Origin of the sequence: Mucilaginibacter antarcticus, from assembly GCF_042686155.1 — a bacterium.
Taxonomy (GTDB): Bacteria; Bacteroidota; Bacteroidia; order Sphingobacteriales; family Sphingobacteriaceae; genus Mucilaginibacter; species Mucilaginibacter antarcticus.
In genome coordinates this window covers 118,065-134,865 of the sequence record NZ_JBHUON010000007.1, presented here as the reverse complement: position 1 = coordinate 134,865, position 16,801 = coordinate 118,065, and the positions used below count along the sequence as shown (strand labels likewise).

The 16,801-nt window shown below is 42.4% G+C and carries 17 protein-coding genes; 8 read left to right on the top strand and 9 right to left on the bottom strand.

The window, feature by feature from the left end; genetic code table 11:
- Positions 1 to 66 precede the first annotated feature (66 nt).
- The 3 genes from dnaA to ACFSYC_RS08135 form a co-directional block, all read right to left on the bottom strand.
- Positions 67 to 1,494, bottom strand: coding sequence for a chromosomal replication initiator protein DnaA (gene dnaA, locus ACFSYC_RS08145; protein WP_377125519.1), 1,428 nt, complete (start codon positions 1,492 to 1,494; stop codon positions 67 to 69).
- A gap of 344 nt (positions 1,495 to 1,838) precedes the next feature.
- Positions 1,839 to 3,383: an acyl-CoA mutase large subunit family protein gene (locus tag ACFSYC_RS08140; protein WP_377125516.1), complete on the bottom strand. Its 1,545-nt coding sequence runs from the start codon at positions 3,381 to 3,383 to the stop codon at positions 1,839 to 1,841.
- A gap of 4 nt (positions 3,384 to 3,387) precedes the next feature.
- Entirely contained in the window at positions 3,388 to 3,918 is a 531-nt protein-coding gene (locus ACFSYC_RS08135) for a DUF7935 family protein (RefSeq protein ID WP_377125513.1), read from the bottom strand.
- Between the two features lie 93 nt (positions 3,919 to 4,011).
- Here ACFSYC_RS08135 and ACFSYC_RS08130 point away from each other — a divergent pair, with 93 nt between their 5' ends.
- Complete coding sequence (locus ACFSYC_RS08130; protein WP_377125511.1) at positions 4,012 to 4,365, top strand: HesB/IscA family protein; 354 nt, start codon at positions 4,012 to 4,014, stop codon at positions 4,363 to 4,365.
- A gap of 148 nt (positions 4,366 to 4,513) precedes the next feature.
- Here the strand turns inward: ACFSYC_RS08130 and ACFSYC_RS08125 are convergent, their stop codons facing one another.
- Positions 4,514 to 5,002 (bottom strand): DUF3347 domain-containing protein, encoded by a 489-nt coding sequence (locus ACFSYC_RS08125; protein WP_377125508.1) that lies wholly within the window; start codon positions 5,000 to 5,002, stop codon positions 4,514 to 4,516.
- Between the two features lie 100 nt (positions 5,003 to 5,102).
- Between ACFSYC_RS08125 and ACFSYC_RS08120 the strand changes: the two genes are divergently transcribed.
- Positions 5,103 to 6,344 carry an ABC transporter permease gene (locus ACFSYC_RS08120; RefSeq protein ID WP_377125505.1) on the top strand — a complete coding sequence of 414 codons (1,242 nt, stop codon included), beginning with the start codon at positions 5,103 to 5,105 and terminating at the stop codon, positions 6,342 to 6,344.
- A gap of 152 nt (positions 6,345 to 6,496) precedes the next feature.
- Here ACFSYC_RS08120 and ACFSYC_RS08115 read toward each other — a convergent pair whose 3' ends face one another.
- From ACFSYC_RS08115 to ACFSYC_RS08095, 5 genes are read right to left on the bottom strand one after another with little or no spacing between them, the layout of a single operon-like run.
- Positions 6,497 to 7,243, bottom strand: a complete 747-nt coding sequence (locus ACFSYC_RS08115; RefSeq protein WP_377125502.1) for a tyrosine-protein phosphatase — start codon at positions 7,241 to 7,243, stop codon at positions 6,497 to 6,499.
- A complete protein-coding gene (rfbB, locus tag ACFSYC_RS08110; protein ID WP_377125499.1) occupies positions 7,244 to 8,296 on the bottom strand; it encodes a dTDP-glucose 4,6-dehydratase in 1,053 nt (350 codons plus the stop codon). It abuts the gene before it with no gap.
- 10 nt (positions 8,297 to 8,306) lie between these two features.
- Positions 8,307 to 9,329: a UDP-glucose 4-epimerase GalE gene (gene galE / locus ACFSYC_RS08105; RefSeq protein ID WP_377125496.1), complete on the bottom strand. Its 1,023-nt coding sequence runs from the start codon at positions 9,327 to 9,329 to the stop codon at positions 8,307 to 8,309.
- A 1-nt stretch (position 9,330) separates the two neighbouring features.
- A complete protein-coding gene (locus ACFSYC_RS08100) occupies positions 9,331 to 10,314 on the bottom strand; it encodes a UDP-glucuronic acid decarboxylase family protein (protein ID WP_377125494.1) in 984 nt (327 codons plus the stop codon).
- A complete protein-coding gene (locus ACFSYC_RS08095; protein WP_377125491.1) occupies positions 10,314 to 11,624 on the bottom strand; it encodes a UDP-glucose dehydrogenase family protein in 1,311 nt (436 codons plus the stop codon). Before ACFSYC_RS08095 ends, ACFSYC_RS08100 begins: the two co-directional genes overlap by 1 nt.
- 60 nt (positions 11,625 to 11,684) lie before the next feature.
- Between ACFSYC_RS08095 and ACFSYC_RS08090 the strand changes: the two genes are divergently transcribed.
- The 6 genes from ACFSYC_RS08090 to ACFSYC_RS08065 all read left to right on the top strand — a co-directional run bounded on the left by ACFSYC_RS08090 (position 11,685) and on the right by ACFSYC_RS08065 (position 16,779).
- Entirely contained in the window at positions 11,685 to 12,884 is a 1,200-nt protein-coding gene (locus ACFSYC_RS08090; protein WP_377125488.1) for a 3-deoxy-D-manno-octulosonic acid transferase, read from the top strand.
- Between the two features lie 106 nt (positions 12,885 to 12,990).
- A complete protein-coding gene (locus tag ACFSYC_RS08085) occupies positions 12,991 to 13,809 on the top strand; it encodes an alpha/beta hydrolase (protein WP_377125485.1) in 819 nt (272 codons plus the stop codon).
- Complete coding sequence (locus tag ACFSYC_RS08080; protein WP_377125482.1) at positions 13,806 to 14,429, top strand: lysophospholipid acyltransferase family protein; 624 nt, start codon at positions 13,806 to 13,808, stop codon at positions 14,427 to 14,429. The genes ACFSYC_RS08085 and ACFSYC_RS08080 overlap by 4 nt, the downstream gene beginning before the upstream one ends.
- A complete protein-coding gene (locus ACFSYC_RS08075) occupies positions 14,430 to 15,053 on the top strand; it encodes a 1-acyl-sn-glycerol-3-phosphate acyltransferase (protein ID WP_377125479.1) in 624 nt (207 codons plus the stop codon). It begins immediately after the preceding gene.
- Positions 15,053 to 16,141, top strand: coding sequence for a glycosyltransferase (locus ACFSYC_RS08070; RefSeq protein ID WP_377125476.1), 1,089 nt, complete (start codon positions 15,053 to 15,055; stop codon positions 16,139 to 16,141). Before ACFSYC_RS08075 ends, ACFSYC_RS08070 begins: the two co-directional genes overlap by 1 nt.
- Positions 16,120 to 16,779, top strand: a complete 660-nt coding sequence (locus ACFSYC_RS08065) for a carotenoid biosynthesis protein (RefSeq protein ID WP_377125473.1) — start codon at positions 16,120 to 16,122, stop codon at positions 16,777 to 16,779. The genes ACFSYC_RS08070 and ACFSYC_RS08065 overlap by 22 nt, the downstream gene beginning before the upstream one ends.
- Positions 16,780 to 16,801: the final 22 nt, after the last annotated feature.

Here is a 16,801-nt window from a genome sequence, read left to right as displayed (position 1 = left end):
AAAAACAAAAGCGCCATCATGATCAAATCACAATGGCGCTCTATTTGTATAGCTAAGTTTATATCGTTAAGACATCTTTAGCTTTTTCTGTATATCGGCTACGTAGCCTTTAAATTTCTTGTCGGTATCAATTAAATCCTCAACAGTTTGGCACGCGTAGATAACGGTAGAGTGGTCGCGGCCACCAAAGAAATGGCCTATTGACTTTAAGGAGCTTTTGGTATGCGCTTTAGCCAGGTACATAGAGATTTGGCGGGCCTGCACAATCTCGCGCTTACGCGTTGGCGACTTTACCATATCAATTGGCACTTCAAAATACTCGCAAACCAGATTTTGAATATATTCCATCGAGATCTCTTTTGAAGAATTTTTTACAAAGTTCTTCAGCATTTGCTTGGCCAGGTTAAGGTCAATCTCCTTACGGTTAAGGGTTGATTGCGCCAGTAAAGATACCATGGCACCTTCAAGCTCTCTTACGTTATTATCAATGTTGTGCGCAACGTATTCTATAACGTCATCGCCCAACTCAATACCGTCCTGGTAGGTTTTGTTTTTCAGGATAGCCATACGGGTTTCCAGATCAGGGATCTGCAAGTCGGCACTAAGGCCCCATTTAAATCTTGATAACAAACGTTCTTCTAAACCGGCAAGGTCTTTAGGCGCTTTATCTGATGTAATGATCAATTGCTTACCAGACTGATGCAGATGGTTGAAGATATGGAAAAAGAAATCCTGTGTTTTTTCTTTACCGGCAAAATTGTGTACGTCATCCATGATCAACACGTCAATAGCCTGGTAAAAGTTTACAAAGTCATTTATGTTGTTATGTTTAAGGGCGTCAACAAACTGTTGCGTAAATTTTTCGCACGATACATAAAGTACCAGCTTATCAGGCAACGAGCGTTTAATTTCGTTACCAATGGCTTGTGCCAGGTGGGTTTTGCCTAAGCCTACACCACCATATATCATTAAAGGGTTAAATGATGTACCGCCCGGTTTGGCAGCAACAGCATAGCCTGCAGAACGTGCCAGGCGATTGCAATCTCCCTCTACAAAGTTTTCAAAAGTGTATTGGCGGTTTAGCTGAGGGTCTACATTCAGTTTTTTAAGCCCCGGTATTACAAAAGGGTTCTTGATATCCTTATTAATAGAAATAGGGATAGGCATTGACTGATTTTTCGACTCGGCACCGTTTCCGTTTGAAGGCATATTAGTAGTATATGGTTTACTGGCCGACGATTGTTCAACAACGATGTTGTACTCTAACCGACCCTCATCTCCCAACTGCTTTTTTATGGTTTTACGTAATAGCTGAACGTAATGTTCTTCAAGCCATTCGTAAAAGAATAAGCTGGGTACTTGTATCGTCAAAACGCTACCTTCCATGCGCAGTGCTTTAATTGGCTCAAACCAAGTTTTAAAGCTTTGTGCAGGGATGTTGTCTTTTATGATTTGAAGGCAGCTATTCCAGACGTTAGTACAAGTTTTTTCCATATAAGTAATTTGCAAAATATTGATTTTCAGGCCCAGAGCGACAATAATTAAGGCCTGCTACGGAACATCGAATATTCGGAAAAAAACCGAATTAAAAAACTCTTTTTGCATTTTTTGTTAAAATATATTTTCAAAAAGTCGTCCTATTTATTGTACGATATTCAACTTTATAAGTTATATTAAGAGCGTATAAACCCGGCATTCTGCCCTACCAATAGTAAACATTGCGTTTCAGTGCATTAGGGGCACTTTATTATAATTTAGCTCCTATTATTCGCGCGGTTTTATGGTATCTTCAATAGGCGTCAGCGCGCCGCCGGTTACAATTTGCGCTGATTTGGATGTTAGTATTCTCCAAAAATGTCCCGAAAAATGTTAGCAACTTCGCCAAGGGTTGCATAGTTTTCCACAGCTGTCAATATAAAAGGCATTACATTTTTCCCTTCCTCGGTAGCCCGTTTTAGCCCCTGTAAACTATTTGCAACAGCAATATTGTCTCGCCTGGCCTTTAGCACCTTTATTTTTTCTATTTGATGTACGCGTATACTATCGTCAACCTTGAATACATTTTTTAAAGGCAACTCAGGCTGTTTATATTTATTAACGCCCACTAAGACGCGCTCACCGCTCTCCACTTCAGTCTGGTATTGATAGGCAGATGCCGCTATCTCCTGCTGAATATAATCCTGCTCAATAGCTTTAACAGATCCGCCCATGGCGTCTATCTTATTTATATATATATAAGCAGCGGCTTCAAGTTCGTTGGTCAATGCTTCTACAAAGTAAGACCCTGCAAGCGGGTCTACAGTATCAGTAACGCCGGTTTCAAAAGCGATAATCTGTTGGGTGCGCAGCGCAACCGCTACAGCAGCCTCTGTTGGTAATGACAAGGCCTCATCGTAGCCATTAGTATGCAATGACTGTGTACCACCCAATACCGCGGCCAGGGCCTGGGTACTTACCCGTACGATGTTATTGAGGGGCTGCTGTGCAGTAAGCGTAGACCCACCGGTTTGCGTATGAAAGCGGAGCTTTTGCGCTCCCGGATCTGTTGCCCCAAGCTGTTTTGTAATATTGGCCCACATACGGCGTGCCGCCCTAAACTTTGCTATCTCTTCAAAAAAATTGTTATGACAATTAAAAAAGAACGATAGTCGCTTTGCGAAAACATTAATATCTAGACCCTTGCTTTGGGCCGCCACTAAATAAGCTTTGCCATTAGCAAGCGTAAAGGCCAGCTCTTGCACCGCGGTTGATCCTGCCTCGCGAATGTGGTAGCCTGATATAGATATCGTATTCCACTTAGGCAACTCCTTGCTACAATACTCAAACACATCTGTAATTAAACGCATAGATGGCGCCGGCGGATATATATAGGTACCGCGGGCCGCATATTCCTTTAATATATCGTTCTGCACCGTGCCCGACAATTGGTTAAGATCGGCCCCTTGCTTTTTTGCTAACGCGATATACATAGCCAGCAATATAGGTGCGGTGGCATTAATGGTCATTGAGGTGGTAATATCCTTAAGTTGGATACCATCAAACAAAACCTCTATATCTTTTAAGGAGTCTATAGCAACCCCTACCTTACCTACCTCACCTTCGGCAAGGTCGTGGTCGCTGTCGTAGCCTATCTGGGTAGGAAGGTCAAAAGCTACCGAGAGCCCCATGGTGCCCTGGCCTAGTAAATAATGGTAACGCTTGTTTGATTCTTCGGCGGTAGAGAAGCCTGCATACTGGCGCATTGTCCAGGGTTTGCCCCGGTACATATCCTTTTGTATCCCGCGGGTATACGGAAACTCGCCGGGTAATTCATTTATTTTTGAAGGCTCGGTATAAACCTCCGTTATTTCAATACCCGATGTTGTTATCCGTTTAACCGCCATTTTATTAAAATAACTCTTCCAGTTCTTTGCGGATCAAAGCCAAACCTGCATCGTAAGGATTATTTTCAATTTGGCTAATATGTGTTAGTACTGCTTTACTTAGTTCTAATCCGGTAGCGTTTTCAGGCAATATCTTTACCACACTATTTATTACTGCAAGCGTTTCATCCTTAAGCCTTTTCACAATAGCCCAGGTGCCGGCACTTACATAAATTTGCTGAGTAACATTGTGTTGATACTCGTTACGCAATTCGGCAACTACCAGCATGTATAGTTCGGCAGCGCTGTAGTCCGGATTGGTCAGGCGCACTAAAAGGTTTGTCGGGTTCATTCGCTCTATAAATAACACTACACGCTCGTAAGCCTGCAACTTTAACGGTAGTGTTTGTGCGCTGATAGTTTTTTTGAGTTCAATAAGCTGCAAGTTTTCGTTGCGGTCAAGGTATGGCTTAAGCAGATAAAACGCTATCCATACAACGCCTAGCCCTGCAATGGTATATTTTAAAATATCTAATAAATAAGAATAAGCTTCCATAGTGTGTTTAGTGTTAAGCGCAGGTCATAAATAAGTCGCTCTGAACAAAAATCCGCATTTTACCTTATATTTGTGTAGATAATTAAAAATAAGATGAGTACAACTGTTGCCATTATGCCAGCGCCGGTAACCCTTACAGAAGGTGCCGTTAAAGAATTGTATAAACTGAGAGACCAGCAAGAAATTAGCAATGATTTTGGCTTGCGCATTGGCGTTGAAGGTGGCGGCTGCTCTGGTATGAGCTACGTGTTAGGCTTTGACCAGAAGAAAGAAGGCGACGAGGAATTTACGCTTGAAGGTTTACGTGTATTTATGAACAAAGCACACGGCATGTATTTAATGGGCATGGAAATCAATTTTCAGGATGGCTTAAACGCCCGTGGCTTTACCTTTAATAACCCTAACGCGGCCAGCACTTGCGGTTGCGGAACATCGTTTGCTGTTTAGGATTAGATTTAAGAGTCAATAACGAAGATTCAAGATATATAAAGGGCCGGTAGTTAAGTAACTACCGGCCCTTATTGTTTGTCTAAATTCATCCAGACAATTCAAAATGCAATCTTGATTCTTATATCGCGATCTTGACCCACTGGAATTATTTAGCTGCTAAAGTTTCCTTCACCCCGCCGCAGGTCAGCATTGCATCGCCATAGTAGGGGTTTTCAATCTCTTTTTTATTGCTTAACCAACTCGCCTTTTTCATTGGGCAATACTGTACATACAATGCTCCAGTACTAGGTTTTACCGCCTTTACTAACTGATAGATATTTGATGACAAAGCCGCAAACGAAACTCTTTGCTGTTCTACCTTGGTTACTTCGCTAATATGGCGGGCATCGGCGCTTAATTTACCAACTAACTTTGACCACGTAGCTTGCTGCTTAACATCCGGTTTTACAGCACTAATTTGAGTCAATAAAGTCTTAGCCTTTGATGCAGCAAGCGATCCATCGCTGTTTACCAAAGCGCTTTTAACATCTAAGTAAGCAGCAACAACATTATTTACTGATGCAGATTGCGCACTAGCGCTAAGAGCCGTCGCTGTCAAGAACAGCGCGATATAAATTGATTTGATAGTTTTCATGATACTACATTAACGTATGTAAAATTAAGATATTACTTTTAAAAATTGTAACATCATTACAGCAACACTGTCTTACCTGTAAGTTTTTTATCTTTATACCATGCCGGTAAAAACCACGCTTCGCGAAAACATATCCATTGCACTGCAGTCAATAGCCGGTAACAGGTTGCGTACAGCCCTAACATCACTAATTATTGCTATCGGCATTATGGCGTTAGTGGGGATACTTACAGCCATTGAAGGTATTAAACAATACACTAATGATGCCTTTTCCCGGCTTGGCGCAAACTCATTTACCATACAAAATCGAGGCTCGGGGGTCAACTTTGGGCAGGGTGGGCGTCGCAAGTTTTACCCCGTAATCCGTTATGATCAGGCGCAGCGCTTTAAAACTCAATATAAATTACCCGCGTTGGTTTCTATTAATCTTGGCATTGGTGGTACAGCGGTAGTAAAATATGGTAGCGCAAAAACTAATCCTAACATTAACATAACCGGTACTAACGAGAATTATATACATACCAACGGCTATAAACTTGCACTTGGCCGTAATTTTTCTGAATCGGAACTGTTGTATGGCGCCAATGTGGTGATTATAGGCAGTGAGGTTAAAAACAAATTATTTGGCAATATTGACCCGATCAATAAATTTGTGTTTGTTGGCAGCAGCAAATTCAGAATCATTGGCGCTTTTGAGTCAAAAGGCTCAGGCATGGGCTCGGGTGGCGACAGGATGGTTGCCATACCCATTTTAAAGGCCAAACAAATGGCTACCACAGCAAAGCCGTCTTTTGAAATAGCCGTAATGGTTACCAACGGCAGCGCTTTAACGGCTAGTACCAGCGAAGCTGAAGCCCTGTTCAGAAATATACGTGGGCTGCACGTAACCAAGCCTTCCAATTTCGAGATCTTACGCAGCGATTCTATGCAGCAGCAACTGGCCGGGCAGTTAACCGGCATGACGGTGGCCGGTTTTGGAATTGGCATCATCACCTTAATTGGCGCAGCCATAGGTTTAATGAACATCATGCTGGTATCTGTAACAGAGCGTACGCGCGAAATTGGGATCCGTAAAGCCATTGGGGCCACCCCATCTGTTATACGTAAACAGTTTTTAATAGAGGCGATAGTAATATGCCTGATAGGCGGAATTGGCGGAATTATACTAGGAATGGCCGCAGGCAACCTCATAGCCGTACAGATAAGCGGACAGTTTATTGTGCCATGGTTGTGGCTTTTCTGTGCAATTGCCCTTTGTACTTTAATAGGATTGGGCTCAGGCTTCTACCCCGCCAAAAAAGCAGCCAAGCTTGACCCTGTTGAGGCGTTGAGATATGAGTAGTGGAGTGCAGATATGCCAGCCCCGGTAGTGCAATGCGTCTGGATTTAGTAAATTATTAGAGCAACGACTACCGTAATAGAAAGAGGCATACAAATAACTTGTAAGCCTCTTTCTATTTATAATTGCATTTGCATGTCCGCACATTGGCACATCTACTTAAGCATTATATTCTTCAGCGGATAATCTGTCAATATTTTTTGCAGGTATGGATAATTTAGAGCGTCTTTAAGTGCCGAAGCATGCCGCGGATGATGCATGTCGCTGGATATAAAGTCAACCACATTTGCGTCAATCATCTCCTCCGCTTTCTTCTTAACCTCTTTACCGTAATACCCTGTTAATGATATTGTATTTAATTGCAAGTTACATCCCCACGCACGCAGGTTAGCCATTTCGCTAACGGACATATACGGGTATCTTTCTGGATGCGCCAAGATAGGTTTGTAACCCAGCTCAATCATCTTTTGTATTACCGGTAGAGCATTTGGTGGGGGCGATATAAAAGGGTATTCGAAAAGCACATAGTTATCGCCCATGAGCATAAGCCGGTGCTCTACAACTCGTTTTTCAAATGTTTCGTCGAAATAATGTTCAGCCGCAGCTTCAATTTGAATCTCTATCGAGCGATTTTGAAGTTCGGCTTTTAATAGTCCAAGTGCTTCATTAATAGTTTCGGGGGTGTTCCTGTAAAAGTCGGCCATGATATGTGGCGTGGCAATAACTTTCTGGATGCCTACCTCCATCATTTTTTTTATTAAAAAGATAGATTCTTCTACATTTTGCGCCCCGTCATCAATACCCGGCAAAACATGCGAGTGCATATCTACAGCTATTGACTCATAGCTGTGGATAAACTTTTCATTATCCTGTTTTTTCTTCCTTTTAAAGAAACCAAACATTTATCGGTCGCTATACTGCTCTGCATAGTATTGCTGATAATGACCCGATGTTACGTCGGTTAACCACTCCTCATTTTGCAAATACCATTCTACTGTTTTCTCTAATCCTACTTCAAAAGTAATGCTTGGCACCCAACCCAATTCGTCTTTAAGTTTGGTGGCATCAATAGCATAACGTAAATCATGGCCGGCACGGTCAGTAACAAAGGTTATCAGTTTTGCCGATTCGCCTTCTGCCCTGCCCAATTTGCTATCCATTATAGAACATAAAGTTTTAATCAGGTCTATGTTTTTCCACTCGTTATGGCCGCCAATGTTGTAAGTAGTACCGGTTGCCGCCTTATGAAAAATTACATCAATGGCACGGGCATGATCTTCAACCCATAACCAATCCCTTATATTTTCGCCTTTGCCATACACCGGTACAGGTTTATTTTGCTGGATGTTGTGAATAGCAAGCGGAATCAATTTTTCAGGAAAATGGAATGAACCATAGTTGTTTGAACAATTTGAAATAACGGTATTTAAACCATAAGTATCATAATATGCACGCACAAAATGATCTGAGCTCGCTTTTGAGGCCGAGTATGGCGAGTGCGGATCATAGGCTGTTTCTTCTGTAAACATACCTTCTTCGCCTAATGTACCATACACCTCATCGGTTGATACATGGTAAAAACGTTTGCTATCGTAATTGCCCTTCCAAGTGTCGCGCGCCGCATTTAAGAGGTTTACTGTACCTACCACATTAGTCATCACAAACTCTAATGGATTGGTTATAGAACGATCAACGTGCGATTCGGCAGCCAGGTGGATAACAGCGTCCGGCTGTTCATCAGCAAAAAGCTTATTAACAAAAGCTAGGTCGACAATATCGCCTTTTACAAACTTATAATTAGGCTCATCTTCAATGTCCTTCAAGTTTGCCAGGTTACCAGCATATGTTAATTTATCGAGGTTAATGATAGTATAGTCAGGATAGTTGGTAACAAACCTGCGCACCACGTGCGAACCTATAAAACCAGCGCCGCCGGTAATGATAATCTTTTTCATTTATTGATTTTTATAAAGGATTTTGTGCAATATATTTTTCCCACTCCCAGGCCGACTGCATCATAGTATCCAGATCAAGTTCGGTTTGCCATTTTAACGTGTTTTTTGATTTGGCGACATCGCCCCAAACCTTCTCTATGTCGCCGTTACGACGAGGCCCTTTATGATAATTAAGTTTTTGCCCGGTTGACTGTTCAAAGGCCTTTATTACTTCTAAAACCGAACTGCCAGTGCCAGTGCCGATGTTAAATACATCGTAGCCTTTAAATGCTTCAGTCTCCATTAATCTTAAGGCAGCAACATGTGCTTTAGCCAGATCAACTACGTGGATGTAATCGCGCACGCAACTGCCGTCAGGAGTGTTATAATCATCCCCAAATACCGTGATTTTTTCGCGTTTACCAATAGCGGCCTGCGTTATAAACGGCACTAAATTTTGAGGCACGCCGATAGGCAACTCACCAATAAGCGCGGTACTGTGCGCGCCAACCGGGTTAAAGTAACGTAGGGATATAATCTTATAGGTGCTACCTGCTGCAGACATGTCTTGCAACATTTCCTCTGCTATCTGTTTAGTATTCCCATATGGCGATTCGGCCTTTTTTACAGGGGCAGCTTCTGTAACTGGCAATACATCAGGTTGGCCGTAAACGGTACAGCTTGATGAAAAAACCAGGTTAGCAGAACGTTTATCAAACGCGTTGATTACGTTTAATAACGAGTAGATGTTATTGCGGTAATATTTTATAGGTTGCTGTACAGACTCGCCCACCGCTTTTGAAGCAGCAAAATGAATAATGCCTGTAATGTCTGTATTGCTATCGGCAAATGCCTTAACGTCGACCTCGTTGCAAAGGTCAATTTTATGAAAGGCCGGTTTGTAACCGATGATCTTTGCAAGCTGGTCTAAAATTTTAGGGTTCGAATTTGAAAGATCGTCAACTATTATAGGTTCGTAGCCGGCGTTAATAAGCTCAACAACTGTATGCGAGCCAATAAAACCTAAACCACCCGTTACTACTATTTTTGCCATGTTAACTTTTGTTGTAATAAGTAAAATCTTTGTGTTGTATTTCCTTTTCAGGCAAGGATTTAAAATAGTCGTAAGTAACTTTTAAACCCTCACTTCTTGACACCTTAGGCTCCCAGCCCAAAATATCTTTAGCCTTTGTAATATCCGGACGACGCTGCTTTGGATCATCCGTAGGTAATGGTACGCATACTAATTCTTGGTCCGTCCCTGTTAATTTGATAATCTCTTCGCCAAATTGCTTGATTGTTATCTCGTCCGGGTTGCCGATGTTCATAGGTTGGGCATAATCACTGTGCAGTAAGCGATAGATACCGTCAATCAAATCATCAACATAACAAAACGAACGTGTTTGCGATCCGTCACCAAACACTGTCAAAGGCTCGCCACGTAAAGCCTGGCCAATAAATGCTGGCAATACACGGCCGTCATTAAGACGCATGCGCGGGCCATAAGTATTAAATATCCTTACTATGCGGGTTTCCAACCCGTGAAAAGTATGGTAAGCCATGGTGATAGCTTCCTGGAATCGCTTAGCTTCGTCGTAGACACCCCGCGGACCAACCGGGTTTACGTTGCCCCAATATTCTTCGGGCTGCGGATTAACAGTTGGATCACCATATACTTCTGAGGTTGATGCGATAAGCATGCGCGCTTTTTTTGAGCGTGCAAGGCCCAGCAAATTGTGGGTGCCTAGTGATCCTACTTTTAGCGTTTGTATTGGGATCTTTAAATAATCAATAGGGCTGGCAGGCGATGCAAAGTGCAGAATATAATGTAAGTCGCCGGGCACATGCACAAACTTAGAAACATCATGATGATAAAACTCAAAGTTTGTTAGTTTAAACAAATGCTCAATGTTTCGCAGGTCGCCGGTTATCAGGTTGTCCATGCCTATAACGTGGTAACCTTCTTTAATAAACCTGTCGCATAAATGCGATCCTAAGAACCCTGCAGCACCGGTAATTAATATTCGTTTCTGACTCATTAGCTAACTACCCTTCTACCTATACTGTTGTAATAATATCCGCAGTCAATCATTTTTTGGATATCGTATAAATTACGACCATCAAAAATCACTTTAGTCTTTAATGACGATTCCAGCTGATCAAAATCAGGTGTACGGAACACCGACCACTCTGTCAATATCAATAAGGCATCGGCATCTTTCGCTGCCTGGTATTGGTCTGCAGCGTATTCAATTTTATCGCCCAATGCGCCTTTAACATTTGTCATGGCTTCCGGGTCAAACGCCGTGATAGTTGCACCTTCTTTTAATAAATCTTCAATAATGTATAAGGCCGGTGCTTCGCGGATATCGTCAGTCTCTGGTTTAAAAGAAAGGCCCCAAATGGCAAGTTTTTTACCCTTAAGATTATTGTTGTAATATGCCTTTATCTTATCAACCAATATTTTACGTTGAATGTCGTTAACATCCATTACCGCGTTTAGTATCTTAAAATCATATTGATTGTCTTTGGCAGATTTTGCCAACGCCTGCACATCTTTAGGGAAACAGCTACCACCGTAACCAATACCAGAGAACAAGAACCTGCGACCGATACGGTCGTCGGCACCAATACCACCCCTTACCATGTCTACATCAGCACCAACCAATTCGCACAGATTGGCAATTTCGTTCATGAAAGATATTTTGGTTGCCAGGAAAGAGTTAGCGGCATATTTAGTCAGCTCAGACGAACGCGGATCCATATAAATTATCGGGTTGCCCTGGCGCACGTATGGGGCATAAAGTTCGCCCATTAATTTACGTGCGCGCTCATCAAGGGTACCAATAACAATACGGTCGGGCTTCATAAAATCCTCAACGGCTACCCCCTCGCGTAAAAATTCGGGATTTGAAACTACAGCGTAGTCTACGTTGGTATGCGCATTAAACACGTCAGTAATTTTATCGGCAGTACCAACCGGCACGGTCGATTTGGTTACAATAACCTTATACTCCGTAATTAGCTTCGCAATATCCTTTGATGCACCAAGCACATAACTTAAATCAGCCGCGCCATCGCCTCCCGGGGGGGTCGGCAGAGCCAAAAAGATGATCTTCGCTTCGGCAACCGCTTCAGCAAGATCAGTAGTAAAATGCAGACGTCCTTGTTTTAAATTACGTGTAAAAAGCGACTCAAGGCCGGGCTCGTAAATAGGCAGCATACCCTCCTGCATCATTTTAACCTTACTTTGGTTAACATCAACGCATATTACCTGGTTACCGGTTTCGGCCAAACATGTGCCTGTTACCAAACCCACGTAGCCTGTTCCTACTACAGCTATTTTCACAAATTCTACTTAAATTGTTATTATATTTATCGCGGCGAATATACAGATTTCGCAGTCAAAATGTTACAATTATATAACCTTGGGCTTCGTATTTACAGCATATTAATATTAATTTTTTCGATATTTAACAAAAAGGCGGGATTGTGGATAGCCGGCCGTCGTAACGTTGCTATCGCCCCCTTTACGGACAGTGTTTGGTTTCATTTTGCCTCTCTTGGCGAATTTGAACAGGGTCGCCCTGTATTAGAACGATACAGGGCAGATAATCTACAGGCAAAAATAGTAATCACCTTTTTTTCTCCTTCGGGATATGAGATAAGAAAGAACACGCTTTTAGCTGACGCGGTTTATTATTTACCGCTGGATACTGCCGCCAACGCCCGCGAGTTTATTGAAGCAATTAATCCGACACTGGCTGTTTTTACCAAATACGAGTACTGGTATCATTATTTTAATGAATTGCATAACCGAAACATCCCATTGTACATGGTGTCCGGAATTTTTAGGCCTGGACAGGTATTTTTTAAATGGTATGGGGGCCTGCACCGTAAAATGCTGAGTTTTGTGAGCCACTTTTTCGTTCAGGATGAACAATCAAAACAACTATTGCAAGCTATCAACATCAACAACGTAACCATCAGCGGCGACACTCGCTTTGATCGCGTATGGGCCAATGCTCAGACCCTAAGGATACTGCCGGAAATTGCCGCTTTCACTGATAATCAAAAAACTTTCATAGCCGGTAGCACCTGGTCGGCAGACGAGCAATTGTTAGCTGGCCTGATTACTGAATACCCGGATTGGAAATTTATCATCGCCCCGCATGAAATTGACGAGGATAAGATAAACAGGCTAATACATTTGCTGCCACAAAATTCATATGAGCGTTTTTCTCAAATGTCAAATGTCAAATCTCAAATTTTAATAATCGATAATATCGGCATGCTGTCGTCACTGTACCAATACGGGCATATAGCCTACATAGGTGGTGGTTTCGGAGCGGGCATACATAACACCTTAGAGGCTGCCGCTTTTGGTTTGCCGGTAATTTTTGGCCCTAACTACCAAAAGTTTAAAGAGGCTAAAGACCTGTTAGCCATCGGCGCAGGTTTTAGTGTCGATGATGAGCAAGGCTTTAAAAAAACTGCAAGCGATTTAATCAGTGACCCTGAACTACTTAAGGATGCCGGTCAAAAGGCACGTGGGTATGTCCAGCAAAATATTGGCGCGACAGATATGATCATGTCTGAAATGAGATAACAGCAGCAGGAGCAAGCCTCAATCCTGACAGTCAATAAATCATAGTTCAGCCATTTTAATCTTAAAACATTTCATCCTGTAAATCTTAGTCCTTATAATTGCCGTAATGGGCTTTTTAAATCTGGCCGGCTTAGGCAAAGTACATTTTCATGAATACGGCACAGGCCAAAAACCCGTGTTGGCATTCCATGGCTATGGTATGACGGGTAAGCAATTTAATGTTTTAGAACAGTCTGTTTTAAAGCAATACCATGTTTACGGCTTCGATCATTTTTTTCATAATGAAAGTAAGTTGGACGATTGGACTGAGCAGCAAATTATTGCCGGTATGCCCAAAGCTATGGTAAAAGCCTATGTAGAGCAGTGGTTTAAAACGTATGGCCGCCAACGTTTTTCTGTAATGGGATACTCCATCGGCGCCAACCTGGCGCTCATACTGGTTGAGGAGTATGCCGATTTGATAGACGAAGTAATATTAATGGCGCCCGATGGCCTCGCCGTTTATAAAGGGTTTGATATTATACAAAATAAAGCATGGGGCCAACTGCTTTTTAAAACTGTCACCAAAAGCAAGTGGCTAGCTCCCGCCCTGCTTAAAAATTTGCGCAAAGTTGGGTTTATTGATCAAAGCCTATACGACATTGCTTACAGCGAAATGAATACGCCCCAAAAGCGCATGGATGTTTATTACACCCTTAATTTGATTAAGCTTTTGCGCCCCGATGTTGTTAAAATAGCGTCACTTATAAATCAACATAAAATAAAATGCAGGTTGATATTTGGCAGGCAAGATCAACTGTTCCCCAAATTGGCAGCCATCCCCTTTATTAATTTGCTGCAAAGCCCTGACGTGCATGAGGTTGACCTGGGCCACTGGCTCGTGGTACCCGCGTTGGATGAATATTTAGTAAATTTAACGCCATGATACCTGCCCGCCGAGTTAAATTGTTTAGCAATTGGTTTGCTTACTACATGCGTTTTAGAATGCGTGGTTACTTTAACCGGTTGGTGGTAACACCTTTTGAACCCAAAGAGGGACACTCTATATTACTGCTTTGCAATCACTTTAGCTGGTGGGATGGCCTGTGGGGCAACTACCTGGCTTACTGGCATCTAAAGCGCAATTTATATATAATGATGCAGGAGGACCACCTGCGTAAACGCATGATGCTAAACTTGTTTGGCGGTTTTTCTATCGATCGTACTTCGCGCGAAATGATCAAATCTTTGCAATATGCGGCAGGTTTGTTAAATAATAAAGACAACCTGGTAGTGGTGTTTCCGCAAGGTCAACTGATATCTAATCATACTACAGAAATTGCGGTAGAGAAAGGCATAGAGCGCCTTATCAAAAACATTAAGGGCCCCTGCCAAATAGTGTATTCGTGCGCACTGATTGACTATTTTGAAAGCCTAAAACCCTCGGTATTCTTTCATCTATACGACTGTGGTGTAGCGGGCGAACTAACCTTTGATGAACTATCCCGCAAGATCAATGCTTTCCATCAACAGGCTTTAAAGGACCAGGTTAACGTGGAGCATTAAATGATCTACCCTAAGCAGAACATAATTTTAAAGACCGTATTTAATATCTATGTACGTTGGTTAACAGCACGCCATTTCCATCAGATCAATTACAATCAGATAGATACAGACTCCAACCGGTCTATTTTGCTCATTGCCAACCACTTTAGCGTTTGGGACACGTTTGTACTTTACCATATTAACCGCTATTTTTTCAAACGAAAATTCCATGCCATGGTATTGGAGGGCACGATACTTAAAGAGCCGATGCTTAGCTACGGCGGAGCCTTTTCTGTAAGTAAAAGCTCAAAAGGGATCCTCCAATCACTGGACTTTGCGGCTGAATTGCTTGGCAACCCGGGCAACTTGGTATTGATTTATCCGCAGGGTAAGTTGTATTCAAACCTGGTGAGCGAAGTAATATTTGAACAGGGCGTTATTCGCATTATTGCAAAAGCCGCCGGAAAATTTAACCTGGTTTTTGCCACCACTTTTATCGAGAATTTTGAGAACTTTAAACCTGTTGCAAATGTTTATTTAAAAGCAGAAACACAGCAAGATTGGGCAAATGTTACGCAGTTACAGAGCGTTTATCAGCAACAATATACAACGGCAAGGCAGCAACAAACAAAAATTATCAAATAGTGGTCACTTTTATAGCAGTTACCTTTTTCTTCATCATCCTGCGGTTTGTGGTAACGCTGTTTAATTTTATATCAGACCCAAAACTGCGTCGCGTTAGCAAACATTACCTGGATCTGGTATCGATACTGATCCCCGCGCGCAACGAAGAAAAAAATATTCTGCGCTTACTACAATCCATCCGCGACCAGGATTACCAAAATTATGAGGTCATCATTTTGGACGATGATTCAGTCGATAAAACTTATCAGCTTTGCTCTGCATTTGCAAATGAGCAAAGCAACTTCCGTGTGATAAAGGGCGACAACCTGCCGCGCAATTGGCTGGGTAAAAATTACGCCTGCCACCAATTGGCCGCACAAGCTAAGGGTAACTTTTTACTTTTTGTTGACGCTGACGAAGAGATGCACCCGGGCCTGATCAACAGCGCGGTGCATAGAATGTATGCCAACAAACTAAGCTTACTCAGCCTGTTTGCCAACCAGCAAATGAATACCCTAAGCGAAATGATGGTGGTGCCTTTAATGCATTATATATTACTTAACCTTTTGCCCTTGCGCTTGGTTTACCTGGTTAAAAACTATACCGTCGCTGCAGCCAGCGGCCAGTTTATGTTGTTTGATGCAGATAGCTACCGCAAACATCAATGGCACCAGCAGGTTAAACACAAAATAGTGGAGGACGTAGAGATTATGCGGTTGGTAAAATCTGCAGGCAACAAAGGCGAGGCGCTGCTGGCCAATGGCATGATTAGTTGCCGCATGTACAGCAGTTACCGGGAGGCTGTAGATGGTTTTAGCAAAAACTTTTTGGCGGCGTTTAATTATAACATCATCTGGTTTTTAATATACATTGTGTTCATCATCGGCGGGCCAATGATCATTCTGATGACCTTAAATTTCGCTTTCGTATTTTTCATGGTCGGATTAATTGTTCTCACCCGGGTAATGATCTCGCTGGCGGCGGGGCAAAACGCTTGGTACAATATTATACTACACCCGGCGCAAATGTTCAGTCTGGCGCTGGTTGCATTTTTGGCCATACAACGCCACCTAACCAAAACCATTACATGGAAAGGCCGAAAAATATAAGCGACCCAAAAACCGCGCAGTTAATACGCATCATTCTCATTTTTCATGTCGTGGGCTTTGTGGGTTTGTCCCTTGTATTAAGCAGACCATTGTTTCTGCACCTGGTGCCGTTTCATTTATTATTGATGATGGTGATATTGATCATTAGTCATAATAAGCGAGATAGTAAGTTCATGCTATTTTTCCTGGTGGTATTTATTGCCGGGTTTATGGCTGAGTGGCTGGGCGTGCATACGGGGATTCTTTTCGGCAATTATCAATATGGCAAAACCTTGGGTATTAGGTTAGACGGTATACCGATTATTATGGGTGTAAACTGGTTTTTGCTGATCTATGCGGCGGGCACAGCCTTACAGCAGGTAGCTATTAAACAAATGTGGCTACGTGTACTAATTGGAGCTACAGGATTAATGGCGCTTGATGTGTTGATTGAACCCATTGCTATAAAATTTGATTACTGGCATTGGGCGAGCCCTAGCGTACCGGTGGCGAACTATGTATGCTGGTTTGCCATAAGTGTGCTGTTACTATTTGTATTTGAAGTATGCCGCTTTAAAACGCAAAGCATTGTTGGCGCAGTGTTACTGGTTAGTCAGTTTTTGTTCTTCCTGGGTCTACTGGCCAATACTTTGATTTAAATTTTAGTAAATTTGCAGCATT

Bases quoted from the DNA above. Each gene is read 5' to 3' on its own strand.
- ACFSYC_RS08100 (WP_377125494.1), bottom strand. From the start codon at position 10,314: ATGAGTCAGAAACGAATATTAATTACCGGTGCTGCAGGGTTCTTAGGA.
- ACFSYC_RS08065 (WP_377125473.1), top strand. From the start codon at position 16,120: ATGGAAAGGCCGAAAAATATAAGCGACCCAAAAACCGCGCAGTTAATA.
- ACFSYC_RS08130 (WP_377125511.1), top strand. From the start codon at position 4,012: ATGAGTACAACTGTTGCCATTATGCCAGCGCCGGTAACCCTTACAGAA.
- rfbB (WP_377125499.1), bottom strand. From the start codon at position 8,296: ATGAAAAAGATTATCATTACCGGCGGCGCTGGTTTTATAGGTTCGCAC.
- ACFSYC_RS08140 (WP_377125516.1), bottom strand. From the start codon at position 3,383: ATGGCGGTTAAACGGATAACAACATCGGGTATTGAAATAACGGAGGTT.
- ACFSYC_RS08115 (WP_377125502.1), bottom strand. From the start codon at position 7,243: ATGTTTGGTTTCTTTAAAAGGAAGAAAAAACAGGATAATGAAAAGTTT.
- ACFSYC_RS08120 (WP_377125505.1), top strand. From the start codon at position 5,103: ATGCCGGTAAAAACCACGCTTCGCGAAAACATATCCATTGCACTGCAG.
- ACFSYC_RS08085 (WP_377125485.1), top strand. From the start codon at position 12,991: ATGGGCTTTTTAAATCTGGCCGGCTTAGGCAAAGTACATTTTCATGAA.
- ACFSYC_RS08135 (WP_377125513.1), bottom strand. From the start codon at position 3,918: ATGGAAGCTTATTCTTATTTATTAGATATTTTAAAATATACCATTGCA.
- ACFSYC_RS08090 (WP_377125488.1), top strand. From the start codon at position 11,685: ATGTTACAATTATATAACCTTGGGCTTCGTATTTACAGCATATTAATA.
- ACFSYC_RS08075 (WP_377125479.1), top strand. From the start codon at position 14,430: ATGATCTACCCTAAGCAGAACATAATTTTAAAGACCGTATTTAATATC.
- ACFSYC_RS08125 (WP_377125508.1), bottom strand. From the start codon at position 5,002: ATGAAAACTATCAAATCAATTTATATCGCGCTGTTCTTGACAGCGACG.
- galE (WP_377125496.1), bottom strand. From the start codon at position 9,329: ATGGCAAAAATAGTAGTAACGGGTGGTTTAGGTTTTATTGGCTCGCAT.
- dnaA (WP_377125519.1), bottom strand. From the start codon at position 1,494: ATGGAAAAAACTTGTACTAACGTCTGGAATAGCTGCCTTCAAATCATA.
- ACFSYC_RS08080 (WP_377125482.1), top strand. From the start codon at position 13,806: ATGATACCTGCCCGCCGAGTTAAATTGTTTAGCAATTGGTTTGCTTAC.